Genomic DNA, 24,422 nt, shown 5'->3' on the forward strand with positions numbered 1-24,422 from the left:
TCGAGCAGGTCGGAGCTGAACCGTCGCCCGACCACCTGACAGTGCGGCCCCTCCTTCTGACGCGCCTGCAGTGGCCCGACGAACACCTGCCAAGTCCTCCTGCACCCGGCTGCGCCGACGGTGCACACGTACCACCGAAGGATTGCTCTCATGGAGTACCGTCACCTCGGCCGCAGTGGCCTGGTCATCAGCGAGATCGCCTACGGCAACTGGCTCACCCACGGCTCGCAGGTGGAGGCGGACGCGGCCACCGCTTGCGTGCATGCGGCGCTGGAGGTGGGCATCACCACCTTCGACACAGCCGACGTCTATGCGGCGACACGCGCCGAATCGGTCCTGGGGGAGGCGCTGAAGGGCGAGCGCCGCGAAGGGCTTGAGATCTTCACGAAGGCGTACTGGCCGACCGGTCCGGGGCGCAACGACCGGGGCCTGTCACGCAAGCACCTCATGGAGTCGATCGAGGGATCGCTGCGCCGGCTGCAGACCGACTACGTGGATCTGTACCAGGCGCACCGGTACGACGTGGCCACCCCGCTGGAGGAGACGATGGAGGCGTTCGCCGACATCGTGCACTCCGGCAAGGCCCACTACATAGGTGTCTCCGAGTGGCCCGCGGAGCAGATCCGGCGCGCTCACGCGCTGGCGCGGGAGCTGCGCATCCCCCTGGTGTCCAACCAGCCCATGTACAACGCCTTGTGGCGGGTCATCGAGGCGGAGGTCGTGCCCGCTTGCGAGGAACTCGGCATGGGTCAGGTGGTCTACTCGCCGATCTCGCAGGGAGTGCTGACGGGCAAGTACCAGCCCGGCGCTCGGCCCCCGGTGGGCTCGCGGGCCACGGATGACAAGGGCGGGGCCGACATGATCGCGCGGTGGATGCGCGACGAGGTGCTCGAGGCCGTGCAGCAGCTGAAGCCGCTGGCCGCCGAGGCCGGGCTGTCCCTCGCCCAACTGGCCGTCGCGTGGGTGCTGCAGAACCCCAACGTCTCGGCGGCCATCATCGGTGCCTCACGGCCGGAGCAGGTCGTGGAGAACGCCAAGGCGTCCGGTGTCGTGCTGGAGGCCGACCTCATGGCCCGTGTCGAGGAGGTGCTGAAGCCGGTGGCGGTCACCGACCCCAAGCGGGTCCACGACAATGTGCCGGAACGCCGCCCTTGAGCCGACACGGCCTCGCGAGCGATCGGAGGACCGTCCTGGCAGGTGTTCCCCCGAAGCATCGCTGACGGTCACGCCTGGAGGACACACACTGGACCGGCTCGGCGCCGTGCGTGAGCGCTTGCCGATGCCCGGGGCGTGAGGCCCGGCCCACCCGGGCATGTCCCTGGGAGGGCAGGGCGGGCAGGGCGGGCCGGCGCGGCCCGCCGATACCTTCGGCGGAGATGAGGAGCAGGCGGTCCCAGCCGTGGAACTCAGCCGTCGGCTCCCGGCCGGCCCGGTCGTCGCGCACCCGGAACGGCCGGCGTGGCCGGCGCCGTGGACGTCGCTCAGGGCGGCGTTCGTCGAAGTCGGGCAGTGCCCTTTACCGCCCCGCCCGGCATCCTCGTCATCGTGCTCGCGTGGTTCTGGCGGCATGGCGAGCCTCGCCTCGGCCTGCGCGTCACCGGCGCACGGGCGCGTCCGAGGCGGCGGCGCCCAGTGCGGTGCACGGGGGTGCCGCCGCCGGTCGGCAACCGCGTCAGGAGTCCACCAGCTCAACCACGCCCGGAACAGCAGGCAGGCGTGGTGCTCCTGTGCACTGGCTCAGAGCAGGCTGACCCCGTAGACGCTCAGCGCCTCGGTGACCGGCTGGAAGAACGTGGTACCGCCCGAGGTGCAGTCACCGCTACCGCCGGAGGCCGAGGCCTTGTTTCCGTCGTGGAGCGGGCAGCCGGAGTCGCCGTGCCAGTGGATCCTGACACCCCAGGATCCACTTCGCCGCACACCCTAGGGCACGATGTGGCCGGCCGCGCGGAAGAGGCGATACCACTCCTCGCGGGTCAACGGGAGCTCCGAGCCCGCAGCTGACTCGGCCACCCGACCCGGGTTGGTCGTCCCGAGCACCACCTGCATGTTCGCCGGATGGCGAGTGATCCACGCGACGGCGATCCCGGTCGGAGTCACCTCGTACTTCGCGGCCAACTCGTCGAGAACGGCGTTCAGTTCCGCGTAGTTCTCGAGGTCGCCGATGAAGACCCCGTCGAAGAACCCCTTCTGGAACGGCGACCACGCCTGGAGGGTCATTCCCCGGAGGCGCGAGTAGTCGAGCAGGCCGTTGTCGCGGTCGACCGACTGGCCGAGACCCGCCATGTTGGCGGCGATTCCGGAGGCGATCATCGGGCAGTGGGTGATGCTCAGCTGCACCTGGTTGGCCACGAGCGGCTGGCGCACCGCCGTCTTGAGCAGTTCGATCTGTCCCGGCGTGTGGTTGGACACGCCGAAGTTCGCGACTTTCCCTGCCGAGTGGAGTTCGTCGAAGGCTGCTGCCACTTCCTCCGGCTCCACGAGGGTGTCGGGACGGTGGAGCAGGAGCACGTCGAGGTACTCGGTGCGCAGGGCCGCCAGCGACTCGTTGACGGTACGCACGATGTGCTCTTTGGAGAAGTCGAAGAAGCCGGGCCTGATGCCGACCTTGCTCTGGATGACGATCGACTCCCGCTCCGCGGCGGAGAGTTTGACAGCCTGTCCGAACCTCACTTCGCACGCGTGGCGGGTGGGGCCGTAGATGTCCGCGTGGTCGAAGGCGTTGATCCCGGCGTCCCGGGCGCTGCCGTAGAGAGCGCGGATGTCGTCGTCCGAGAGGTTGGCGATACGCATCAGCCCCAGGACGACGTTCGATGCCTGTATCCGGGCCTGGGGAAAGGAGATCATCTTCATGGAGCCATCCTGTCTGTTCGTGCTGAGGAAGCGCCAGTGACCCGTAGGAGGTCGTGGACCCGATCCCTTCCACCGACTCGGTGGTGAGTACCGTGCCCTTGGGCGCGCCGGTCGCGGCCACGCCCACGACGTCTGCCGGGACCGGTTCCGCGACCGAAACCTGCCTCGCACGGACGCCTTCGGCCTGCCCCTCGTGGTCGCCAAGGGGCAGGCCGGGACAGGTGTCGGTCCGGTGACGACTCAGAGCGCGCCGAAGGCCTCGCAGGCCTTCCGTACACCTTCGCCGTAGGCGGGATCCGCCTTGGTGCAGTTCTCGATGTGCAGCAACACCGTCGCCCTTCGCGCGCCCTTGATGGCGCGTGCGGTGTTGTCGAACAGAGCCTGCTGCTCTTCCGCGGTCATCAGTCGGAACAGGTCACCGGGCTGGGTGAAGTAGTCGTCGTCGTCCTCGCGGAAATCGAAGCGATCAGCTGTCGAGCCGATGGCCAGGGCGGGGTCGGCGTAACCCGGCTGCTCGGCCCACCGGCCGAAGTTGTTGGGCTCGACGCCCGGGACGCTGCCTTGGTTGCCGTCGACGCGCATCGTTCCGTCGCGGTGGTACGTGTTGACCAGTCTGGCACCGCGCGGATAGTTGACCGGGATCTGGTGGTGGTTGACGCCGAGCCGGTAGCGTGCGGCGTCGCCGTAGGAGAACAGCCGGCCCTGCAGCATCTTGTCCGGGCTGTAGGAGATGCCGGGGACGAGGTTGGCCGGAGTGAAGGCGGCCTGCTCGACGTCGGCGAAGTAGTTGTCCGGGTTGCGGTTGAGCTCGAACTCCCCGACCTCGATGAGCGGGTAGTCCTTCTTGCTCCAGACCTTGGTGAGGTCGAAGGGGTGGAATCGGTAGGTCGCCGCGTCGGCCTCGGGCATGACCTGTACGAAGAGGGTCCACTTCGGGAAATCGCCGCGTTCGATGGCCTCGTACAGGTCGCGCTGGTGCGATTCGCGGTCCTGGGCGATGACGTGCGCCGCCTCCTCGTCCGTCAGGTTCTCGATGCCCTGCTGGGTACGGAAGTGGAACTTGACCCAGTGTCGTTCACCGGCGGCGTTGATCAGGCTGAAGGTGTGCGAGCCGAAGCCGTGCATGTGGCGGTAGGACTTGGGGATCCCACGGTCACTCATGACGATGGTGACCTGGTGCAGCGCCTCGGGGAGGTTGGTCCAGAATCCCCAGTTGTTCTCGGGGTCGCGGAGGTTGGTGCGAGGGTCCCGCTTGACCGCGCGGTTGAGGTCGGGGAACTTGAGGGGGTCGCGGTGGAAGAAGACCGGTGTGTTGTTGCCGACCACGTCCCAGTTGCCTTCCTCCGTGTAGAAGCGCACCGCGAAACCGCGGATGTCGCGCTCCGCGTCGGCGGCACCCCGCTCGCCGGCGACGGTGGAGAACCGGGCGAACATCGAGCATTCGTTGCCGACCTTGCTGAAGATGGCCGCCTTGGTGTAGTGAGAGATGTCGTGCGTGACCCGGAACGTGCCGAACGCTCCGGACCCCTTCGCGTGCATGCGCCGCTCGGGGATGACCTCGCGGTCGAAGTGGGCGAGCTTCTCGATAAGCCACAGGTCCTGTAGCAGCAGCGGGCCACGGGCGCCGGCGCTCATGCTGTTCTGGTTGTCCGTGACGGGTGCTCCCGCCGCCGTGGTCAGCGGTTCGGTGTTTTCCTCGAAGGCCATTTCGGCTCCTTGACGGTGGTGGGCGGCGTGTTCGGGTCGCGTTGTGGCTCGACGGAGTCGGCGCAGGAAAGGCACACGCCCCAGAAGACCACTTCGGCTTCCTGTACGACGAAGCCGTCAGTGGCCGTCGGTGTCAGGCAGGGCTGTCCTCCAACGGCGCAGTCGGTGTCGGCGACGGCACCACACGTGCGGCACACGACATGGTGGTGGTTGTCACCGGTGCGCAGCTCGAAGAGAGCGGGTGAACCGGCCGGCTGGAACTTGCGCACGATGCCGACCTCGCTCAGTGCCGCCAGCACGTCATAGACGGCCTGGAGCGACACCGTCCCGATCCCCTTTCGTACCGATCGAGCGACGAACCCGGCGTCGGAGTGCGGGTGCTGCTCCAGTACCTGGAGCACGGCGGTGCGCTGCGCGGTGACGCGAAGGGATGCGTCCCGCAGTCGTGCCGCTGGGTCTGTGCCGGCCATCCAACACCACCTCACTGCTTCCGTAGCCGGTCCGCCAGGGTGGGCCGAACCGTGGCTCCGGCGCGCTCGGGCGCTCGCGAGCCGACGGTCTGCGGTCATGCCGACCGGGCGGTGCTCTCGATCGTCTCGACGAGGACGGACCTGCCGAGGTGCTCGTGGAACGCCGACGACCATCCGTGTCTTGCCAACTTGACTTGTTCAAGTGTTGGGGTGGTTCCGGCCTTGCGCCCACCGCTTCTACGGACGGCTAGCCCACAGATTCGGACACGCGTGGTGTTGTCCGCCAAGGTCTCGCACCCACCCGCCAGCCGCTCGGCCGAGCGGGAAACGGCTCGGCGCAGCAGTTCCTGCATTGAACGCGGCCAGGAAGCTCGACTGGTCCCGCTGTGTGGTCGCGCCGGCCTTGAGCACCGCGTACTCGGCGTAGCCGCCGTCGGTGACGACACCGGTGATCCGCTTGCTCGGGCACAGGATCTGGTCGCCGCGCACGCAGTAGAACGAGAAGGCCGCTTGTGCAGCAGGCGCGGCCGGGAGGAGAGGCCGCCTGAAGGGCACGCCGCACGACCGTGCGAGCGCCGCCACGCCGGAACGACGACCTCACGTCATCGTGGCCCCCGGCGGCCGGCCCCACCATCCGTCATCCGACCGTGGGCTCCGACGGCACCGGTACCTAGAGGGCCGTCCGCTACGGAGCACAGTCATTTCACCGATGCCCCTCCCGCGTCCCTCTGCTGCCATGGGGCCAGGAAAGCCGCACACTGCACCCGGCGCGCCGCTTTGACGGGCAGGTACAGCGTGCCGACCACGCGCGATTCGTACATGGGAAACCGATGACCAAGACCATCTTCGTGACCGCGTCGACCGACCCCCTCGGCGCCGCCGTCGCCCGCGCGCTGGCCGATGCGGACCACACCGTGTACGTGGGCCACCGGCAGGTCGCGGACGCGAACGACCGGGTCCCGGGCGGCCCCGACACGGTCATCGGCGTGGACACCCGCGGTCTGCGGACCGTGGCGTACGAGGCGATCGACCAGCGTTCGGTCACCGCCGCCGTGCGCCGCATCGAGGCCGAGGCCGGGCCGGTCGACGTGGTCGTCCACTCGGGGGCGCCGATCACGCTCGGCCCCACAGAGTCCTTCACGCCCTACCAACTCGGTCAGCTCTACGACGCCTGCGTACTGTCCGCGCAGCGGATCAACCGGGCCGTACTGCCCCGCATGCGCGAGCGCGGCGACGGGCTGCTGATCTGGACAGATCCGCCCACGCGGCCGGGCCCGGCGCCCTTCCTGGCGCCCGGGCACGCGCTGCGTGCCGCACTGGGGCAGCTCGCCGAGGCCTACGCCGCCGAGCTGGCTCCCTTCGGCATCGACGTCACCATCGTCACCCTCGGCGGGACACCGGCGGAGTTCAGCGGCGCGGCGGAGCCTGTCCGTGCCGCGGACGCCGACACCGCCGCGTTCTACCCGGTGCCCGCCGGCACGCCGGAGCGCGCCGGCGGGCACCCCGCCTCTTCGGCACCCGCCGTGGAGGAACTCGCGGCGGCCGTGGCCCACCTCGTGGCGGCTCCACGGGGCACCCGGCCGGTGCGCGTCGCGGTGGGGGACCCCGGCGCACCGGAAGGTGCTGCGGCCGATGGCGGGTGACGGGGGACCGCTCACCGAGTCAGGTGGCCGACGCCTCCCTGTCCCGGGCCGTCAGCGCGTCCCTGAGCGCTGCACGGGAGGTGATGCCGAGTTTGGGATAGATCTGGTAGAGGTGGGCGCCGACGGTGCGGTGCGAGATGAAGAGCCGCTCGGCGATCTGCTTGTTCGTCAGGCCCGCCGCGGCGAGCTGAGCGATCTCCCGTTCCTGCGGTGTGAGTTCCTGCCCGGTGCGGTCGCTGGTGTTCGGCACGCTCCAGCCCGCGGCACGCAGTTCCTTCGCGGCCCGCTCCGCCCACGTCCGGGAACCCAGCTGCTGGAAGGTCCGCAACGCGTCGACGAGGGGTCCCTTGGAGTCCGTCGCGGCGCGGGCACGGCGCAGCCGCTCACCCTGGGCCAGACGCACCCGTGCAAGGTCGAACGGCCAGCGGTCCACGTCCGGCCTGCCCAGTGTCTCCTCGAACAGCCTTGCCGCCTCCTCCTCGTCCTCCGTGGCGAGGGCGGCACAGCCACCGGTCAGCAGGGCGAGCCGGGGCGAGAACACGTCCAGGCGCGCCTCCCGCAGCGCACGCACATGAAGGGCGGCCTCCACCCGGCGGTTGGTGCGCACCGCGGACTCCACCAGGTCGAAGGCGAGCCACAGTGCGTGCGGCGCGTACGGCGCCAGGCTGCCCGCGGGGGACACCGCGGTCGCATGCCGGTACGCCTCCTCGAAGTCGCCCTCCGCAATGCTCGCCACGGCGTGGACGTGATGGGCGTAGTGGACGGCCGAACGCACCCCCCGCGGGGTCGCCCAGTCCATTATCCGGTCGGCGAGTGCCTGCGCGGTGCTGGAGTCACCGCGGGACGCGGCCACCATCGCCTTGTTGTAGTGGAAGTACCAGGCGAAGAAGGCGTAGCCGGAGGTCTCGCACAACTCCACGCCCTCCTCGGTGAGTTCGGCGACCTCGTCCCAGCGGCCCGTGTGGTAGCCGTCGAGGCACAGGTGCATCAGGCCACCCAGATGCCTGCGCATCGGCCCGCCGTCCCGTCCCTGGCGCACCACGTGCCACGACGGCTCGCGCAGGGCGGAGAGCCGGTCCGGGTAGATCGACGCGGTGCCGATCCGCACGATGCGTGCGGGGTCCGTCTCCTCCATGACGGTGTCGAGGATCTGGCCGAGCTGCTCCACCGCCCCCGCCCCGGTGCGCGCCGGGTCGGCGAAGGTCTGGTAGGCGACGGAGAGCAGGGGCGGGGCCTCCGGGCGCATCCGCGAGAGCGCCGTGCGGAAAGGCGGCCACAGCTCCGCCCGGCCACCGAAGAAGCACACCAGCAGCAACAGGTGGAGGGCGTCGGTGAGCGCGACGTCGTTCGCGTCGTAACGGTGCGTGCCCTCCTCGATAGCGCCGACCAGCAGCCGGTGGGCGGTGGCCACGTCGCCGTCCCGGTTCAGCAGGAGCTGCACCGCGGCGGCGACCGAGTGCAGCGATCTGGCGTGCCGCGGGTCGGCGCGGCGCGCGTCCTCCAGCATCTCCGAGGCGCTGTGCAACGCGCCGGTCGCGTCGGTGCCGATGTACGCGGCCTCCGCCAGACGGCGGGCGCGGTCCCGGCCGGCCGGGCTGAGGTCCGCCGCTCGGGTGAGCCGCGCGATGGCGGCCACGGCGTCCCCGCGGCTCAGGATGCGGTGGGCGGCCTCTTCCAGCTGGAGAGCGACCTGCTCGTCGGGTTCGAGGGTCGCCTCCCCGAGATGCCAGGCCTGGCGTTCCGGATCGTTGGTCAGTACCTGGGCGAGCGCGCGGTGGGCGGCGCGGCGCAGGTTGCTGGCGCACGCCTCGACCACGGCCGAGCTGATCAACGGGTGGCGGAACACCAGCCGGCGGGTGCGCTCGTCCAGGCGTACGAGCTGGTCCTGCTCGGCGGGGGCGAGGTCCTCCAGACCGGTGTCGCCGTCCATCTCCCGCCCCGCCGCGTGCAGGACGCCCAGGTCGCCGCTGCCGTCGAGGGTGGCCAGGAGCAGCAGGTGGCGGGTCGCGGTCGGCAGGTCCCGGATGCGGGAGACGAACAGGGATTGCAGGCGTCCGCTGAGCGGCAGGACCGCGGGCAGGGCCTCGAGTGCCGTGCGCTGGCTGGTCCGCAGCGTGCCGGGCAGCTCCAGCAGGGCCAGCGGATTGCCCTGCGCGGTGTCCAGGAGGCGCCGGCGTACCTGACGGGCGAGCCGGGGGAAGCGCAGGTCCACCAGGCGGGTGGCCGCTTCGGGGTCGAGGGGCGGCAGCTCGTAGGTCGGCAGGCCGCCGCTCTCGAAGAAGCCGTCGGCCCCGGTACGCGAGGCGGACAAGAAGCTGACGCGGCTGCCGGACAGGCGCCGGGCGATGAAGCCGAAGACGGCGGCGCTCGCCCGGTCGATCCAGGGCAGGTCGTCGACGACGAGCAGCACCGGGCTCTCCGTGGCCGCCTCCTGCAGCAGGGTCAGTGCGGCGTTGGAGACGAGCAGCCGCTCCGGGGGTGAGCCCGCTCCGAAACCCAGTGCGACCTGGATGGCGTCGCGGTGGGTGGAGCTGAGTCGGTCCAGTCCCTCACGCAGGGGAAGCAGGGCCTGGTTCAGGCCGGAGTAGCTCACGTCCGCCTCGAACTGGACGCCGGCGGCGCGCAGCACGCGTGTTCCGTTGTCCGAGGCTGCCTGCGCCGCGGCGTGCAGGACCATGGTCTTGCCCACACCGGGATCACCGGACAGCAGCAGGGCCCGCCCGGTGTGCGGGCTGGTGAGGAAGGCCGCGATGCGGGCGAGGTCCTGATCGCGCCCCACCAGTGCGTCGGCGCCGTCTCGCAGTGGGTCGGCCAAGCTCACCAGGCATCGCTCCATTCGGCCGAGGCGCGCGTCATGCGATCGGGCCGGGAACGTCCGCCGCCCGATCGGTCGGCGAGACACTAACACCTTTAGTTGAGCGTTAAAAGAAACTTCTCGCTGAATGAGAGGCGGCGCCGATCGAAGCCGACCGAAGGCCGAGCGGCCTGCAACCACCCTGCGGATCCCGGATGCGGCCGGGGAGTGCCTCAGGCCGCGCCGAGGCGCTCCCTGATCACATCGATGACCTCGGCCTGGACGGCCGGAGCGACCTTGGTGGCCAGCCAGAGCAGATGGAACGCGCCCCGCTGGCGGCGCACCCGGACATCGACTCCGGCGGCGTGCAGCGCCTGGGCGTACTGTTCGCCCTCGTCCCGCAGCGGTCGAGGCCCGCTGTGATCACGGTGGCGGCCGGAAGGCCGCTGAGATCCGACGCCAGCGCCGGTGCCGCGCGCGGGTCGGTGCGGTCGGCGGCGTCCGGCACATAGCACTCGGCGTACCAGTCGAGCAGCTCGGTGGTGAGGAAGTACCCCTGGCCCAGCTCCCGCCGGCTGACGGTGTCGGCCTGCGGCGGGTACAGCGTCAGCGGCGTGATCAGGACTTGGTGGACCAGCTCCGGACCGCCCCACGCGCGGCACTGCTGCGCGACCGCCGCGGCCAGCGTGGCACCGGCGCTGTCCCCGCCCACCGCCAACCGTGCCGGATGGATGCCGAGGTCCCCGGCGTGCGCGGCGACATGACGGGTAGTGGCCCCCGCGTCGAGCACCGCGGCGGGGAACGGGTTCTCGGGCGCCAGCCGGTAGTCGACACTGACGATCACGTGCCGGGTCGCCCCGGCCAGCGCACGGAGGAACCCGCTGTGGCTGTCCGGTCCGCCCTGCACGAAGCCTCCGCCGTGGAAGTACACCAGCCCCGGGCGCGGCCCATGGGTTCCGGTGGGCCGGTCCTCGACGGGCCGGTACACCGTCAGCGTCAACGGTCCGGCAGGACCGGGGACGACGGCGGACGTCACCGAGGCGGTGGGCGGGGCGGGCCCGAACAGGGCCGCCAGCGCGGTGTCGGCCCGCGCCTGCCGCACATCGGCGGGGCGCTGTCCGTGCTGCCCGTGGGCGGCCAGCACCGTCAGCGCCTCCTCGGTCGACGCGGTGTAGTCCTCGACGGACATCTCCACTCCGGCAGGGGGCCTGGCAGGTGTCGTGCCCGGTCCGGCGATCTCGTTCATGACTGCTCCTGTTCGTGCGGGCCGGCCGACCGACGGTGGCGTCCCGCTCCTCACGACACGACGACGACCCTACGCACCCCCCCTTGCGCCGGGTCCGGGACCGGCCGGCCCCGGTACTGGGACTCATCGGCCCTCGATGTTCCGTCAGTCGACCACGCGGTGCCGGCCCCGGACCCGCTTCCGGGCTCTCGCCGGTGGCCCGCCGGGCGGGGGAGGAGGTCGAGCCGGCGGTCCGTGCGCGTAAGGGAGAAAAGCCTCCCCCGCGCCGGATCCGCGCGGCGAACCCGCAAGCGTCCGTGCCGTCCGCTCACACCGGTGTCGAGGCGCAACAGGACGCTGATGACGCGCGCTTCCATGAACGTCACGCCGTCCAGGCCGACGTCCAGTGGCCACCCCCGTGCGATGTGCCGTCGCAGACTCCCTTCGAGCGGTGGGGCCGGCAGGAGATCGATCTCGCCGGGTACCTCGACGACGAGCGGGCGGTGCGACTGGAACACGGTTCTCGTCCGGGCCGGCGGCGGGGCAACGCCACCCCGCCGCGCCCGCCCCCGTACGCGGCATGCGCGGTCGGGGCGCGGGCCTCGCCCCCGGGCTCGCCAGGCCGCTGCCTCAGGCGGTGCGGTCCGTGCGATGCAGCCGGGGCGCGGCGTCCAGCAGGGCGCGTCGTTCCTGCTCGCTCATCCCGCCCCACACCCCGTGCCGTTCTCCGTGACGCAGGGCGAAGTCCGCGCACACGGCTCGAACGGGGCAGCCGTCACACACCGCCCGGGCCAGCTGGTCGCGGCGTCGCCTGGCCTCCCCACGGACCCCCAGTGGCGCGTAGAACACCTCGCTGTCCAGGCCGCGGCAGGCCGCGTGCCGCTGCCAGTCCCACACCTCGGCCATGGGCCGCAGGCGCGTCCGTGCCTCCATGTCTGCCTCTCTGCTCCCGTTCCGGCCGGGCTCCACGTCTCGTCGCCGCGCCGCATCGAGCCGGTGCGGCGCGGCGCGGGCCGGCGGCCCTCCTACTTGGCGAGGAAGGTGAGAAGGGCCTGGTTGACCTCGTCGGCGTGCGTCCACAGCAGTCCGTGGGGGGCGCCCTCGATCTCGACGTACTCAGCGCTGGGCAGGGCCTGGTGGAAGGGCCGGCCGGTGGCGTCGATGGGCAGGATGTTGTCGGCGGTGCCGTGCACGATGAGCGCGGGCACGTCGACGGCGGCGATGTCCTCGCGGAAGTCGGTGAACCACGTCAGCGGCGCGGCCGCGGCCGCGTGGAAACCGCCGCCGGCGGCCACGTTCCAGCTGTTGCGCAGCGCCTCCTCGCTGATGCGGGTGCCGAGGTTCTCGTCCAGGTTGTAGAAGTCCCGGTAGAACTCGGTGTAGTAGGCGTACCGGTCCGCTTTGACCGAGGCGACGATGTCCTCGAAGAACTCGCGTGGCGCCGCGCCGGTGGGGTTGTCGTCCGTCTTCAGCAGGCAGGGCTCGAGGGAGGCGAGGAAGGCGGCCTTGGCGACGCGGGCGGAGCCGTAGCGGCTGATGTAGCGGGCGACTTCGCCGGTGCCCATGGAGAACCCGACCAGCACGACGTCGTTGAGGTCCAGGGTTTCCAGGACGGTGTCGAGGTCGGCGGCGAAGGTGTCGTAGTCGTAGCCGGTGGTGGGCTGGCTGGACTGGCCGAAACCGCGCCGGTCGTAGGTGATGACGCGGTATCCGGCCTCCAGCAGCGCGGCCGTCTGCTTCTCCCACGAGTGCCCGTCCAGCGGGAAACCATGGATGAGGACGACGGGCTGCCCCTCACCGTGGTCCTCGTAGTAGAGATCGATGGAGGTGGAGTTCTCTTCCCCCACGGCGATGTACGGCATGTAGTTACCTCTTCTCGATGGCAACACGGAAGTTCGTGGAACCGGCGCCGGCGTCAGGGCCGTTCGCCTGTCCAAGGTTCGTGCGACCGGCCCGGGCACGCATCCGCGCAATGACCTAGATCCGATTCCTAGGTAGGTCGTGGCGGCCCACCGAGCGCGTGACAAGAGGCCTGTCGCACCGGGCAGGACCCCCCCCTCAGCCGCCTACCCCTTCCCGCACATGAGCGTTTCTCACACGGCTGCGCACGGCAGGTCCGTCGTACGGCACTCCAACGCGGTGACTCCCCGCCGCACCAGCCCCGGTGGGCCGCCGGAACGACACCGGCAGCCACCTCGGCTTCCGGTTTCGCTCCCCGTGGAAGTGCGCGAGGGTTGACGGTTGCCTGGCCTTCCTCGTCGAGTTACAGTTAAGGGCTGTAACACAATTAACCCCGCGAGGTGCGGAAGTCCGGCCGGAATGCTCTGAGAGGCGCGCTGTCATGCGGGACTACGACCACGAACCCACGGCGGCACGGAACGCGGTTCCGCACTGGTTCGACCTCCTCTGTCCGTTCTGCTACGTCGCCCAGCCGAGGAACGAGGTCCTCGAACGACGCGGTCTGGAAGTCGTGCACCTCCCGTTCCAGATCCATCCCGAGATCCCGCCCGGCGGGATCGAGGCGGGCCCGCGCAACGGGCCGATGTACGAGATGCTCGAAGAGGAGGCCGCCCGGGCCGGGCTGCCGCTGGTCTGGCCCTCCCGGCTTCCCGGCACCCGGACGGCACTGTCCGCTGTGGAGTGGGTACGGCTGCACCAGCCGGACGCGGCGACCGGCTTCATCAAGCAACTGTTCGCCGCGCACTTCGCTCTGGGGGAGGACATCGGTGACCCCCGGGTGGTCGACCGCCACGCCGAGGCATCGGGCGTCGACGTGCAAGCCCTGCGTGCAGCCCTCGCGGACGGCAGCGCCCGATCGGCCCTCGCGCGGGCGGAGGCGCTGGGCAGAGGGGCCGGCGTCCATGCGACTCCCAGTTGGCTCATCGCTGGACGCCTGGTCTCCGGCCTCCGGCCAGTGTCGGAGTTCGAACGCCTCGCGGACGAGGTACTCGGGCAGGTAGCCGGCAGCACGAGCGGTTGAACGGCGGCCCACAGCAGCACAGGCCGGTACCGCCGCAGCCATTGCTTCTCTGTTCGGCCCCCGCGGTGGCCCGGTCACCACGGCCGGTGACCGAAGCGCGTCAATCGATCAGACCGGACTGTTCTCGGAGTGTCGGCCGCCCGTCGGCGTTGCGCGATCTCCGCCCGGCTCCCTCAGGAGGACCGCATGGACGTGTACGAGGCTCTGTACACCACCAGAATGATGCGGCGCATGCGCAAGGACCCCATCCCGATGGAGACGCAATGCCGCATCCTCGACGCAGCCATCCGCGCGCCGAACGGCGGCAACGCCCAGCGCTGGCACTTCCTCGTCGTGGACGACCCCGGCCGCAAGCGCGAGTTCGCCGAGCTGTACCGCAGGTGCCGGGAGAAGGAGTACGCCGACATCGCCCGGGGAGCACTCGCCCAGACGATCCACGACCCTGAGGAGCACGCCGCCACGCTGCGGCGGATCAGGGCATCGGGTGACCACTTCACCGAGCACTTCGCCGACATCCCCCTGTTGCTCTTCGTCTTCTCGATCGACGACCACGGCGGCGCGAACATCTACCCCGCCATCTGGAGCACTCTGCTCGCCGCCCGGGCGGAAGGCGTCGGCGGCGTCATCACGACAGTGCTGCGGTACGAGGAGGAGACCGTGCACAAGCTGCTCGGTGTGCCGACCGAGGACGGCTGGCGGATGAATGTCATGCTCGCGCTCGGCTACCCGCTTGGCCGCTGGGGCGTGGCGGCGAACCGGCGGCCGGTCCACGAGGTGGCCAGCCGCAACACCTGGGGCGGCGACTTCGGCGCGACCGTCCCGGAACCCTTGTGGGCGCCTCCCGCCGAGTGAACTTCCCGACGGGCCGGGCGGTGGGCCACCGCCCGGCCCGTCGGCCTTCCGGGATCGCAGCCTGTCGGACCGGAGGGGAAGCCTTGCTTTCGCTGCACCAGCACACCGGCATCAGCAGGCCAGTTGCTCGTCTCGCTGCCGACAGCGCGGGGTCAGCTCGGTGAAGGCCTCTATCCGGGAGTGGAGGAGTTCGTACCCGGTGCCGGTGCGATACCGCGCTGGTGCGCCGCCAGCCGGTGGGCCTGCTGACGGGTGGCCGGGTAGAGCTCCCGGTAGATCGTGTACAACTCTTGGTACACAGCCCGGTTTTCGGCGCGCGGCCGGACCGTGCGGCCGATGGTGGCCCAGGTTGTCCCCTCGTCGGCGAGTCCGACGGCGCGGGCGGCCAGGAGGGCGTCGCCGTAGCTGGCGCCGATGCGCTGTTCCGGCAGGTCCTGGGCGCGTCCGGTGACGTCGGAGACGATCTGCGTCCACAGGTCTCCGGTGGTGCCGCCGCCGACGGCGATCAGCCGGGAGGGTGCCGCGCCCGCCTCGCCCATCACCTCCAGGTGGTGCAGTACGGCGTACGCGGTCGCTTCCAGGGCCGCGCGGTACAGGTGGGCGCGGCCGTGCTGAAGAGTGAGCCCCAGCACTGCCCCGCGGGCGTCCGGGTCGAACAGCGGGGTCCGCTCGCCGGCGAAGTACGGCAGCATGACCAGCGCTTCCGATCCGGCTGGGACTTCCGTGGCCTCGGCGGTGAGCTCCTCGAAGCGACCGCCCGTCAGCCTCCGCAGCCAGTCGGTGACCGCTCCTGAGGTGGCCATGCCGCCGGCCAGGTTGGCGGTGCCGGGAGTGACACCGCGGGTCGCCCACAGCCGCCGGTCGACGACCGGCCGGTCCAGAACCTCCAGCAGGAACATGGTCGTCCCATACATCAGCATGCAGTCGCCGGGCTCCGTGACCCCCACGCTGAGCGCCTCCGCCCAGGCGTCGATCGTGCCCGCGGCGACGGGTGTGCCGACCGGGATGCCGGTCTCCCACGCCGCCTCCGCGGTGACACGTCCCGCGACCTCGCCGCTCCACAGCAGCCGGGGCAGCCGGACCCCAGGGGCCACCTCGGCCGCGATCTCCTCGATCCAGCTCGCGGTGTGCAGGTCGTACAACGGGTCGCACTGGCTGGCCGAGTGGTGGTCCAGAACGTACTCGCCGGTCAGCCGCTCCACCGCGTAGGAGGAGGCCATCAGGAAGCGGTCCGTGCGGGCGTAGACCTCCGGCTCGTTGCGGCGCAGCCAGGCGAGCTTCGGGCCGACCGCCTGGGACGTGAGGATCGAGCCGCCACGGCACAGCAGCGACTCCTCGCCGTAGCGCCGGGTGAGTTCACCGATCTCGCGGGTGGCGCGGGTGTCGACGCCGTACAGGATCGCCGGGCGCAGGGGACGGCCGGTGGTGTCGACCGGGAGCAGGCAGGGGCCGATGCCGCTGACGCACACTGCGGCCACGGATGCCTCGGCGCCGGGCAGCAATCGCCGGCACAGTTCCACCACATCGGCCCACCACACCCGTTCGGCGTCCTGCTCCGCCCACCCCGGGTGCGGCGAGGAGACCGCGTGCGGCACGTGCGCCTGGGCTACCACGGTGCCGTCCGGCCGCGTCAGGACGCCTTTGGAACTGGAGGTGCCGATGTCGATGCCGAGGAGCAGCGCGCTCATCGCGTCCCCCTTTCGGACGAAGACGGGTGGTCTCCGGCGGGCCGGCTCATCTGCCGCCTCCGAAGACCCGACGGGCGGTGGAGTTGAGCAGCGCGGCGAGCAGCAGGATGACGCCGAGCGCGCCGACCTGCCAGATGGCCGGGAAGTTGGCCACGCTCATGGCGTTGTTGATGACGGTGACCGTGAAGGTGGCCAGCACGACGCCCGAGACTTTGCCCTCGCCGCCGTTGATGGCTACGCCGCCGAGCACCGCGATGGTGATCGCCATGAGTTCCATGCCCACGCCGGCGTCCGGACGGGCGCTGGCGAAACGGGCCGTTGCGACGATGGCGGTCAGGCCCGACAGCAGGCCTGAGAGGGTGTACGCCCAGAAGCGGGTCCGTGCGACGTCCAGGCCTGCGAACTGAGCGGCGATGTCGTTCGTGCCCACCGCGTAGAGCCGTCGGCCGAAGCCGGTCCGGTTCAGGGCGAACCAGACGATGACGATGACGGGCAGGTAGATGACGAACACCTGCATGGGGATGCCGGCGAGGTACTGGGTGAGTCCGTACAGCCCGGAGGGCAGTTCGGAGATCGGGACGGTGTCGGTGAGCACCAGTGGGACGGCGCCGAACGCATAGAGGGTGGCGAGTGTGACGATGAGTGCAGGGAACCGCATCCGCGCGATGAGGAATCCGTTCACCGCGCCCATCGCCAGCCCCGACAGCAGCGCTACCGCCACGCCGCCCGCGAGTCCGAGGTGCCAGCGGGTCGCGGCCAGACCGAAGAGCATGCCGGCGAGGCTGACCATCGAACCCACGGACAGGTCGATGGCTCCCCGGCCGGTGAGGATGACGATGGACTCGGCCAGGGCCAGGAGTCCGACCTCCACGGCATAGGCCGTGCTGCCCGAGAGGTTGGCGAAGGTGAAGAAGTACGGAACCGTGGCGCCGAAGACCAGCAGAACCGCGATGAGCAGAACTGCCAGCAGCAGGCTTCGGTCGATCAGGATTCGGCGCAGCGCCGCGGCCACCATGTTGGTGCGGACGGTCGCGGACGGCGTGGCCGGCGAGGGTGTCGTCGTGGTCGGGGTGCTCATACTGCCGCCCTCCTTCGCTGGCGCAGGACGTCGACGCTCACGGCGACGACGATGAGCAGGCCCAGGAAGAGTCCTTCCAGCAGGGCCGGTACGCCGGTGATGATCAGCGCGTTGCGGACGGTGCCGACCAGCAGGGCGCCCAGCAGGGTTCCCAGGACCGTGCCTTTACCGCCGAGGACGCTGGTGCCGCCGAGCACCACGGCGGCGATGACCTGAAGTTCGAAGCCGGTCCCGACGTTCGTCTGGACCCCGCCGTTGCGGCCGACGAACACCAGGGCGGCGATGCCTACGAGGAGGCCCGTCACGGTGTAGACCGCGACTTGGCGGCGAGTGGTCCGCACGCCGGAAAGCCGGGCAGTCTCGGCGTTGTTGCCCAGTGCGTACAGGTGCCGGCCGGTGGGCCGATAGCGCAGGTAGTAGCCTCCCGCGAGCGCGAGGGCCATGGTGAGCCACCAGGCGACGGGGACGCCGAACAGGGTGCCCATCCCGAGCCCATGCAGGGTCGGGGGCAGTCCGGTGACCCAGTCTCCGCCGGCGAGTTGGAAGGAGATGAACCGGAACAGGTTGAGGGTGCCGAAGGTGACGATGATGGGATGGATCCGGCCGTAGGCGACGAGCAGGCCGTTGACGAGTCCGGCAAGCGCGCCGGCCACCAGGCCGATCAGCACGGAGACCACGGCGGGATGACCGGATGCCATGGACTGGCCGACGAGGACGGCGCAGACGGCCAGGGCCGAACCTGCGGACACGTCGATGCCGCCGGTGATGATCACCATGGTCATGCCGACGCCGACGATTCCGATCTGAGCGATCTCGCGCAGGATGTTCGCGACGTTGCCGCCGGTGAGAAAGGGATCGTACGTCAGTCCGAGAGTCAGCCACAGGATGACGAGCACGGCGATCAGGCCGACCTCGTTGCCGCGCAGGAAGCGCCTCAGTGCGCTGGGCCTCCCCTTGCCGGCGATGGCGGCGGGAGGGGTCTGGATGAAGGTCATGCTGTTTCGTTCTCCTGCTCCGCGGTGCCGATGGCGGCTCGCAGGACGTCGGCGGAGTCCGCGCCCCTGAGGAAGGTACGGCGCACGGCGCCGTCCTGCATCACCACGATGCGGTCGGCCAGCGCCGCCACCTCGGGAAGGTCGGTGCTGACGACGACCACCGCGGTTCCCTCGGCTGCCAACTCGAGGATGATGCGGTGTATCTCGGCCTTGGCCGCCACGTCCACGCCCTGAGTGGGCTCCTCGAGCAGGAGCAGGTCGGGGCGTCGCACGAGCTGGCGGGACAGCACTACCTTTTGGGCGTTGCCCCCGGACAGGGCGTTGGCAGGTGTGTCCACGGTGGGTGCCTTGATGGCCAACTGCTTCAGGAAGCCCTCGGCCATGGACCTCTCGCGTCGCCGGTCCACCACGATGCCGAACCGACGCAGCAGGCCGAGGTGCGCGATGGAGATGTTGTAGGCGATGCTCTGCGGGCCGAAGATGCCCTGGACCTTGCGGTCTCGGGGCAGCAGGGCGATGCCGAGCTTCCCGGCCTCGCCCGGAGAGCGTACGGTGACGGGCTTTCCGTGCAGCCGCACCTCACCGCTGTCAGCGGGGGCGATGCCGTACAGGGACTCGGCGACCTCATGGGTGCCGGACCCGATGAGGCCGTACAGACCGACGACCTCACCCGCGCGGAGAGTGAGGTCCACGTCGTGGAAGGCGCCGGTGCGCCGGAGCCGTTTCACTTCGAGGACCGGCTCGCCGGGTGCGGGCCGCGGCGCGTCGCTCACTGCGGACAGCACCCGGCCGGCCATCAGGCGCACGATGGCTCTCTCGGTCAGATCACTGACCGGAGAGGCGGAAACGACCTGCCCGTCGCGCATCACTGTGGCACGGTCGGCGATCGCGAAGATCTCGCCGAGCCGGTGGCTGATGTAGACGATGCCGACGCCGTCCGCCCGCAGCCGCCTGATGACCTCGAACAGGTCCTGGGTCTCCTGGTCGGACAGGATCGCCGACGGCTCGTCGAAGATCAGGATCTCCGCGTGGTGCGCGAGCGCCTTGGCGATGGAGACCAACTGCTGCTGGCCCACCGTCAGGACCCCCATGCGGGTGTCGGCCAGTTCGGGGTCCAGGCGCAGGCCGGTGAGCAGCTCACGCACCCGCCGCCGTTGTGCGGCCCAGTCGACACCGCCGGCGCGAGTGCGCAGTTCACGGCCCGCGAAGACGTTCTCCAGCACCGACAGCTCAGCGAAAGTCTGAGGTTCCTGGTAGACCGTCGCGATGCCGAGGGCGAAGGCCGACTGGGTCCCGGTGATGCGGACCGGCCGGCCCTTCCGCCGGATGTCGCCGCCGTCGGGCTGGATCGCTCCGGCGATGACCTTGATGAGGGTGGACTTGCCGGCACCGTTGGAGCCCAGCAGGGCGTGGACTTCGCCTGGACGTATCTCGAAGTCCACGCCGCGCAGGGCCTGGACGCCGTGGTAGCGCTTCTCGATCCCGCGCAGGGACAGCAGTGGCTCGGGGCCGCTGTCGTCCCCGGCGTCACCCACCGTGAGGGGAGCGGGTGTCATGTCAGAACTTTCCGGCGTACTGGCTGATGTTGGACTTGTCGAAGACAAGCGGCTCGCCCAGAAGCAGCGTCCTGAGCGCCTCCTGGTAGCGGATGCCCTTGATGTCACCGGCGTCCGTGGCGTTCAGGCTCTTTCCGTCGGCCAACTGCTTGCCTGCCCACACGGTCAGGTAACCGAGGTCGGCGGGGTTCCACAGGACGACCTTGGCCATGGCCCCGCTCTTGACGTACTTCTCCATTGCCGTGGGGGTGGCGATACCGGTCGAGAAGACCTCGCCGGTCTTGCCGGCGTCGGCGATCGCCTGGGCGACGCCCGGAGCGGAGGTGGTGCACTCGCCGACCAGGCCCTTCAGGTCCGGGTTGGCCGTCATCAGGTCTTTTGCGATACTCGCGGCCTTGTCCTGGTCCTCGCCCGCGTACTTGACGCCGACCAGCTCCATGTCCGGGTACTTCTTCTTGGTGTAGGCCTTCTGTTCCTTGATCCAGGCGTTGAGATTCTGCGCCGTGGGCCCGCAGGAGACGATGGCCCACTTGCCCTTGCCGCCGGTCTGCTCGGCCAGGGAATCCACCAAGGCGTCCCCGATGGCCGTGTCGGTGGCCTGCTGGACGAAGACCTGTCGCTCGCTGGTGGGCGCGTCGGTGTCCGTGGTGAACACCTTGATGCCGGCGGCCTCGGCGCGCTTGATCACAGGCGCGATGGCGGCCGGATCGTTGGGGGCGACCGCGATCGCGTCGACGTGCTGGGAGATCAGGCCGTCCATGACCTGGATCTGGGCGGCGGAGTCGCCGGTGGAGGGGCCCTGGTAGATGAACTTCACCCCCAGGTCCTTGGCGGCCTGCTCGCCGCCCTTCTGCATGGCGGTGAAGTAGGGGATGCCGACGAGTTTGGGGACGAAAGCCACCCGGACCTGCTCGCCGCCACCGTGCCCCTCGCCCCCGGAGGGCCCCCCGCCCGGCGGGGTGGCGCTGCATGCGCTCACGGTCAGGGCCACGACGGCGGCCACGCCTGTTGCGGTTGTCCACTTGAAGATCTTCGGCATGAGGGTGTTCCTTTCCGCCCGCTCGCGTAGCGGTGCGGGGTGTGCTGTGCTCTCCGCCGCCGGGTGGCGAGAAGCCGGTTCGGGCCGTCGACGGTTGTGAGGTGATCCGGTTCGTCGACTTCCACGTTGGCGACCCGACCGTGTCGCGCACGCTCTCGGCGATCTTCCTCGCCGAATCGTCGAACGCAGATGCCCCGGGACCAGGTCTCGTCGATGTCTCGGCCTCGCCCCGGGCAGTGCGGTTCCCGACCTCATCGAGGAACGGGCCGCTGCGGCCGGCCACTCCTGGGCAGCCGACCTTCGCGTGCTCCGCGCCTTCTGGTCACGTTCCGTCTGCATGCGACGTTAGAGGGCGATTTGATTACAGTCAATAGATGTAAAGAAAACTGATTCTCGCTGGGTCGAGCCCATTGGATTCCCGGGCGGGGAGTGGCGGTGCCCGCTGCGCGCCTGGACGGTGTGGTACGAGCGTTTCAGTCAGTGGGCTCCCGACGTGGCCGGTGGCAGCTCGTCTGTCACACCCGTGCCGCCGTGGTCTGCCGTGTCGCCCGACGGGGTGGCGCTCGCCCAGTCTGAGCCTCCGGCTCAGATGCACCGCCGGTGATACGCGGCCAGGCCATGCGGTTCGGTCATCCCGCGCCGCATGGTCCATCCGTAACGCGGCCACGGGGACGCGCCGGTCGGCGAGAAGCCGGATCCGGCGCCGCCTGCATCACGGGGTCCGTGACGATTGCCACCGGATTCGCCATCACAGCCGTGGCGCCCGAGGAGCTGGGCGAGGCCCCGATCCTGCCCCGCTCCTGTTCGGTACCGCCTTCCTGCCCACCCGCATGACTCCCGGCCCGGTCCAGACAGCTGTGATCGCTGCGGTGGCGACCGGCTACGCGCTGACCGGGACCCACCCTCTCCTCCTGCACTTCTCCGGGATGTCCGTGGAGGAGGAGAGCACCGGGACCGGGTTCGGGGGCCGGATGCAACGATGTCCTGTTCGCACCGCTGCGCCCCGAAGCCGTACCCGACCCTGCTCGATGGCGAGCCGACCGAAGCCCTCGCCGCCGCGCAGGCTGCCGTCGACGCCCCTGCCGGGTTGGGCACCATCGCCTGCTACGCGACCGGGGTGGCCCACCTCGCGACGGGCACCTGGTCCCACCCTGGCAAGAGCGGCGCCCAGGCGGGCATCGTGTCCGACGGAGGGCACCGCGATAAGCCGCACCCCCCGCTGCTGCGCACGGTTGCGTCGACACATCCCTGCTCGGCCGAAGCAGCCGTCTTGATCAAACGCTCGGCGGGCGGACAGTGATGACCGCCCTGGCGGAGCTGTGCCGATTCTGAGACTGGAGACACGGCAATCGTTCGACCACGTTGCGGTCGGTGCGAGCAGCGCCGGCTGGGGCGCTGGTCAGCGCGGGATGTCCTGCTCGACCCAGATGCACTTACCGTCATGAAGGTAGCGGGCACCCCAGTGCTGCGAGCAGGCGGCCACCAACTGCAGGCCTCGACCGCCCTCATCCGTGTGGGTGGCGTGGCGTATGCGAGGGGTTGTCAGGCTGCCGTCGTACACCTCGCAGATCATCGACCGGCTGCGCAGAAGGCGAAGACGCACGGGACCCTTGGCGTGGCGGATGGCATTGCCGACCAGTTCACTGACCACAAGTTCGGTGGGCATGACCAGGTCGCCCAGTCCCCAGACGGTCAGTTGTTCGCGCACGTATGCGCGGGCCTGGCCGGCAGCACGGGGATCAAACGGGAGGTCGTGCACGGCGACGTCTCGGGCGGCTGCGTTGTGCGTGTGGACCATGAGCAGGGCCGCATCGTCCTCCGCCTGCTCACGGTCGGGCAGCAGCGCCGACGTCACTGAGTCGCACAGACGCTCAAGGCGGTCGGTATCGGCGTCCATTTCTTCAGCCACGAGGTGCGGCACGGTCGCAGAGTGAGCCAAGACATGGCGAAGCATCGCCACGCCATCGTCGATGTCCCTGGTAGCAGACTCGACGAGCCCGTCGGTGAACAGAACGACGAGGCCTTGCGCCGGCATCTGCAGGTCATGCGTGGCGAACGGCGGTTCAGCGGCGCCCAGGGGCGGGTCGGGGACCAGGTCGGGGATGTGCACAGTGCCGTCGGGGTGGACGATGACAGGTGGGGGGTGACCGGCCGACGAGAGCGTGCAACTCCGGCTGACAGGGTCGAAGACGGCGTACAGGCAAGTGGCGTAGAAGTCCTCACCAAGGTCGCTGACCAAGTCGTTGAGGCGACCGAGCAGTTCGTCGGGTGGCATCTCCAAGTCGGCGAGCGTCCGTACAGCCGTGCGCAGCCGGCCCATGGTGGCTGCTTCGGAAATGCCATGTCCCATGACGTCGCCGATGACCATGGCGACTCGGTCGGCGGACAACTGGATCAGGTCGTACCAGTCGCCACCCACCGCGTCTCCCCGGCCCGCCGGCAGGTAGCGGGCGGCCGCGCGGACGGCCGGGAGGCAGGGCAGCTTTCGGGGCAGGAGGCCGCACTGCAAGCCTTCGGCACGGGCATGCTCGGCGTCGTACAGGCGTGCTCGCTCGAACGCCTGGGCGACCAGACCGCTGAGCGCTGTCAACAGAGTTCGCTCCTCCTCGCCGATCGGACGCTCTCGGCTGAATGAGACATCGCAGCATCCGATGGCACGTCCAGAGGCGATGAGGGGCAGAAAAGCCCATGTGTTCTTCGGTGACGTGGCCGTGAAGCCGGCCATTTCCGGGTAGCGCCGGAGGATCTCGGCCTTCGATTCGATGAAGAGGGGAGTGCGCGTGCGGATGACGTCGGCGATGATGGGGTGGGACGTGAGCGGAAGCCCGCGGATCTGGCTCCACAATCCCCGGTATGCCTTCGGGTATCCGATGTGGCCGACCAGATGCAGTCGGTCTTTCTCGAACGCGTAGATCCCCAGCCCGTCGGCTCCGAATGGTGGCAGAACATGTTCTGCGACGGCTCGCAGGACATCCTGAGAGGTGACGGCATCAGCCAGTGCTGCGGTGAGTTCGACTATCCGCACGGTCCTGTCGAACGCCGCCTCACCAGCACTGGGCCGGCCGGGCACCCTCTCCAGGCGCTCCGCACCCCAAGCAGCTATCGCATGGAGGAAGGACCGCCGCAGCTCGTCCGGCTCGGCCGGCCCGGCCGTGAGTACGGAGAGCGCACCGATCGGCTTGTCGCCGGCCAGCAGCGGTACCGCCACCGCGCCGGACTCCCGGTGTCCCGAGCGGTCACCCGGCACCCAGGCGTAGGCACCACTCTGCACGGCGCGCGCCGCCGCGTTCGCCGCATCTGTCAGGTCCGCCCACGCCTCGGTCCCGTCCGGGAAGAGTTTGCCGACGGTCACGAGGCGCAGCCGGCCCACAGCGGGATCGCGCCAGTGCACCGCCGCGCCCAGGCCACCCAAGCACGTCGTGGCCTGCTGCAAGGTCAATTCAAGGGTCTCTGCGTCCCACGGCTGTTGGTCCGGGCTCGTCAGACATTCGAATCGCATTGCTTCCGGCTGTTCGAGGTGGCTCCCTGGCCTGGCGACTGCCATA

The 24,422-nt window shown here is 70.0% G+C and carries 19 protein-coding genes and 1 pseudogene; 5 read left to right on the plus strand and 15 right to left on the minus strand.

The genetic code is table 11. The features are described from left to right. The first annotated feature begins 150 nt into the window (after nt 1–150). The gene (locus OO52_RS34330) at nt 151–1,155 is read left to right on the plus strand and encodes an aldo/keto reductase family protein (RefSeq protein WP_030939113.1); all 1,005 of its coding nucleotides are present in this window, start codon (nt 151–153) and stop codon (nt 1,153–1,155) included. A 582-nt stretch (nt 1,156–1,737) separates the two neighbouring features. On the opposite strand, the pseudogene OO52_RS34335 reads toward OO52_RS34330, so the two are convergent. The 4 genes and pseudogenes from OO52_RS34335 to OO52_RS54345 form a co-directional block, all read right to left on the minus strand. After that, nucleotides 1,738–1,875: pseudogene (locus OO52_RS34335) on the minus strand (serine protease); the annotation flags it as partial. Between the two features lie 45 nt (nt 1,876–1,920). After that, nucleotides 1,921–2,850 (minus strand): aldo/keto reductase, encoded by a 930-nt coding sequence (locus tag OO52_RS34340; RefSeq protein ID WP_030939117.1) that lies wholly within the window; start codon nt 2,848–2,850, stop codon nt 1,921–1,923. 240 nt (nt 2,851–3,090) lie between these two features. Next, nucleotides 3,091–4,557 carry a catalase gene (locus tag OO52_RS34345; RefSeq protein WP_030939118.1) on the minus strand — a complete coding sequence of 489 codons (1,467 nt, stop codon included), beginning with the start codon at nt 4,555–4,557 and terminating at the stop codon, nt 3,091–3,093. Continuing rightward, nucleotides 4,527–5,201, minus strand: coding sequence for a Fur family transcriptional regulator (locus tag OO52_RS54345; RefSeq protein ID WP_324608308.1), 675 nt, complete (start codon nt 5,199–5,201; stop codon nt 4,527–4,529). The genes OO52_RS34345 and OO52_RS54345 overlap by 31 nt, the downstream gene beginning before the upstream one ends. A gap of 656 nt (nt 5,202–5,857) precedes the next feature. Here OO52_RS54345 and OO52_RS34355 point away from each other — a divergent pair. Beyond that, nucleotides 5,858–6,670 carry an SDR family NAD(P)-dependent oxidoreductase gene (locus OO52_RS34355; protein WP_051847971.1) on the plus strand — a complete coding sequence of 271 codons (813 nt, stop codon included), beginning with the start codon at nt 5,858–5,860 and terminating at the stop codon, nt 6,668–6,670. Nucleotides 6,671–6,689: 19 nt separating this feature from the next. Here OO52_RS34355 and OO52_RS34360 read toward each other — a convergent pair whose 3' ends face one another. The 5 genes from OO52_RS34360 to OO52_RS34380 all read right to left on the minus strand — a co-directional run bounded on the left by OO52_RS34360 (nt 6,690) and on the right by OO52_RS34380 (nt 12,551). Next, nucleotides 6,690–9,491: an ATP-binding protein gene (locus tag OO52_RS34360; protein ID WP_234339971.1), complete on the minus strand. Its 2,802-nt coding sequence runs from the start codon at nt 9,489–9,491 to the stop codon at nt 6,690–6,692. A 232-nt stretch (nt 9,492–9,723) separates the two neighbouring features. Then, on the minus strand, nt 9,724–10,710 hold the full coding sequence (locus OO52_RS34365; protein ID WP_078877511.1) for an alpha/beta hydrolase: 987 nt from the start codon (nt 10,708–10,710) through the stop codon (nt 9,724–9,726). 50 nt (nt 10,711–10,760) lie between these two features. Then, complete coding sequence (locus tag OO52_RS54750; protein ID WP_030940538.1) at nt 10,761–11,207, minus strand: STAS domain-containing protein; 447 nt, start codon at nt 11,205–11,207, stop codon at nt 10,761–10,763. Nucleotides 11,208–11,319: 112 nt separating this feature from the next. After that, nucleotides 11,320–11,622, minus strand: a complete 303-nt coding sequence (locus OO52_RS34375; RefSeq protein WP_030940536.1) for a WhiB family transcriptional regulator — start codon at nt 11,620–11,622, stop codon at nt 11,320–11,322. Between the two features lie 92 nt (nt 11,623–11,714). After that, a complete protein-coding gene (locus OO52_RS34380) occupies nt 11,715–12,551 on the minus strand; it encodes an alpha/beta fold hydrolase (RefSeq protein WP_030940534.1) in 837 nt (278 codons plus the stop codon). 479 nt (nt 12,552–13,030) lie between these two features. Between OO52_RS34380 and OO52_RS34385 the strand changes: the two genes are divergently transcribed. Continuing rightward, a complete protein-coding gene (locus OO52_RS34385) occupies nt 13,031–13,669 on the plus strand; it encodes a DsbA family oxidoreductase (protein WP_030940533.1) in 639 nt (212 codons plus the stop codon). A 186-nt stretch (nt 13,670–13,855) separates the two neighbouring features. Continuing rightward, nucleotides 13,856–14,521 (plus strand): nitroreductase family protein, encoded by a 666-nt coding sequence (locus OO52_RS34390; RefSeq protein ID WP_030940531.1) that lies wholly within the window; start codon nt 13,856–13,858, stop codon nt 14,519–14,521. Between the two features lie 170 nt (nt 14,522–14,691). Here the strand turns inward: OO52_RS34390 and OO52_RS34395 are convergent, their stop codons facing one another. The 5 genes from OO52_RS34395 to OO52_RS34415 are packed head-to-tail and all read right to left on the minus strand — an operon-like array spanning nt 14,692 to nt 20,877. Beyond that, nucleotides 14,692–16,209 (minus strand): FGGY-family carbohydrate kinase, encoded by a 1,518-nt coding sequence (locus tag OO52_RS34395; protein ID WP_048910342.1) that lies wholly within the window; start codon nt 16,207–16,209, stop codon nt 14,692–14,694. A 46-nt stretch (nt 16,210–16,255) separates the two neighbouring features. Continuing rightward, nucleotides 16,256–17,287, minus strand: a complete 1,032-nt coding sequence (locus OO52_RS34400; protein WP_051847966.1) for an ABC transporter permease — start codon at nt 17,285–17,287, stop codon at nt 16,256–16,258. Continuing rightward, nucleotides 17,284–18,282 carry an ABC transporter permease gene (locus OO52_RS34405; protein ID WP_030940522.1) on the minus strand — a complete coding sequence of 333 codons (999 nt, stop codon included), beginning with the start codon at nt 18,280–18,282 and terminating at the stop codon, nt 17,284–17,286. The genes OO52_RS34400 and OO52_RS34405 overlap by 4 nt, the downstream gene beginning before the upstream one ends. Continuing rightward, nucleotides 18,279–19,838: a sugar ABC transporter ATP-binding protein gene (locus OO52_RS34410; protein ID WP_030940518.1), complete on the minus strand. Its 1,560-nt coding sequence runs from the start codon at nt 19,836–19,838 to the stop codon at nt 18,279–18,281. Before OO52_RS34410 ends, OO52_RS34405 begins: the two co-directional genes overlap by 4 nt. Nucleotide 19,839: 1 nt before the next feature. Beyond that, a complete protein-coding gene (locus tag OO52_RS34415) occupies nt 19,840–20,877 on the minus strand; it encodes an autoinducer 2 ABC transporter substrate-binding protein (protein WP_051847964.1) in 1,038 nt (345 codons plus the stop codon). 979 nt (nt 20,878–21,856) lie between these two features. Here OO52_RS34415 and OO52_RS34420 point away from each other — a divergent pair. Then, nucleotides 21,857–22,177: a hypothetical protein gene (locus OO52_RS34420; RefSeq protein ID WP_030940514.1), complete on the plus strand. Its 321-nt coding sequence runs from the start codon at nt 21,857–21,859 to the stop codon at nt 22,175–22,177. Between the two features lie 99 nt (nt 22,178–22,276). Here the strand turns inward: OO52_RS34420 and OO52_RS34425 are convergent, their stop codons facing one another. Next, on the minus strand, nt 22,277–24,421 hold the full coding sequence (locus OO52_RS34425) for a SpoIIE family protein phosphatase (protein WP_234339970.1): 2,145 nt from the start codon (nt 24,419–24,421) through the stop codon (nt 22,277–22,279). Nucleotide 24,422 lies beyond the last annotated feature (1 nt).

Origin of the sequence: Streptomyces flaveolus (assembly GCF_000716535.1) — a bacterium.
Classification (GTDB): domain Bacteria; phylum Actinomycetota; class Actinomycetes; order Streptomycetales; family Streptomycetaceae; genus Streptomyces; species Streptomyces flaveolus_A.

Bases quoted from the DNA above. Each gene is read 5' to 3' on its own strand.
- OO52_RS34415 (WP_051847964.1), bottom strand. From the start codon at position 20,877: ATGCCGAAGATCTTCAAGTGGACAACCGCAACAGGCGTGGCCGCCGTC.
- OO52_RS34425 (WP_234339970.1), bottom strand. From the start codon at position 24,421: ATGGCAGTCGCCAGGCCAGGGAGCCACCTCGAACAGCCGGAAGCAATG.
- OO52_RS34395 (WP_048910342.1), bottom strand. From the start codon at position 16,209: ATGAGCGCGCTGCTCCTCGGCATCGACATCGGCACCTCCAGTTCCAAA.
- OO52_RS34390 (WP_030940531.1), top strand. From the start codon at position 13,856: ATGGACGTGTACGAGGCTCTGTACACCACCAGAATGATGCGGCGCATG.
- OO52_RS34330 (WP_030939113.1), top strand. From the start codon at position 151: ATGGAGTACCGTCACCTCGGCCGCAGTGGCCTGGTCATCAGCGAGATC.
- OO52_RS34345 (WP_030939118.1), bottom strand. From the start codon at position 4,557: ATGGCCTTCGAGGAAAACACCGAACCGCTGACCACGGCGGCGGGAGCA.
- OO52_RS34365 (WP_078877511.1), bottom strand. From the start codon at position 10,710: ATGAACGAGATCGCCGGACCGGGCACGACACCTGCCAGGCCCCCTGCC.
- OO52_RS34410 (WP_030940518.1), bottom strand. From the start codon at position 19,838: ATGACACCCGCTCCCCTCACGGTGGGTGACGCCGGGGACGACAGCGGC.
- OO52_RS34420 (WP_030940514.1), top strand. From the start codon at position 21,857: ATGTCCTGTTCGCACCGCTGCGCCCCGAAGCCGTACCCGACCCTGCTC.
- OO52_RS34400 (WP_051847966.1), bottom strand. From the start codon at position 17,287: ATGAGCACCCCGACCACGACGACACCCTCGCCGGCCACGCCGTCCGCG.
- OO52_RS34355 (WP_051847971.1), top strand. From the start codon at position 5,858: ATGACCAAGACCATCTTCGTGACCGCGTCGACCGACCCCCTCGGCGCC.
- OO52_RS34380 (WP_030940534.1), bottom strand. From the start codon at position 12,551: ATGCCGTACATCGCCGTGGGGGAAGAGAACTCCACCTCCATCGATCTC.
- OO52_RS34385 (WP_030940533.1), top strand. From the start codon at position 13,031: ATGCGGGACTACGACCACGAACCCACGGCGGCACGGAACGCGGTTCCG.
- OO52_RS54345 (WP_324608308.1), bottom strand. From the start codon at position 5,201: ATGGTCGTCGGCGTTCCACGAGCACCTCGGCAGGTCCGTCCTCGTCGA.
- OO52_RS34340 (WP_030939117.1), bottom strand. From the start codon at position 2,850: ATGAAGATGATCTCCTTTCCCCAGGCCCGGATACAGGCATCGAACGTC.
- OO52_RS34405 (WP_030940522.1), bottom strand. From the start codon at position 18,282: ATGACCTTCATCCAGACCCCTCCCGCCGCCATCGCCGGCAAGGGGAGG.
- OO52_RS34375 (WP_030940536.1), bottom strand. From the start codon at position 11,622: ATGGAGGCACGGACGCGCCTGCGGCCCATGGCCGAGGTGTGGGACTGG.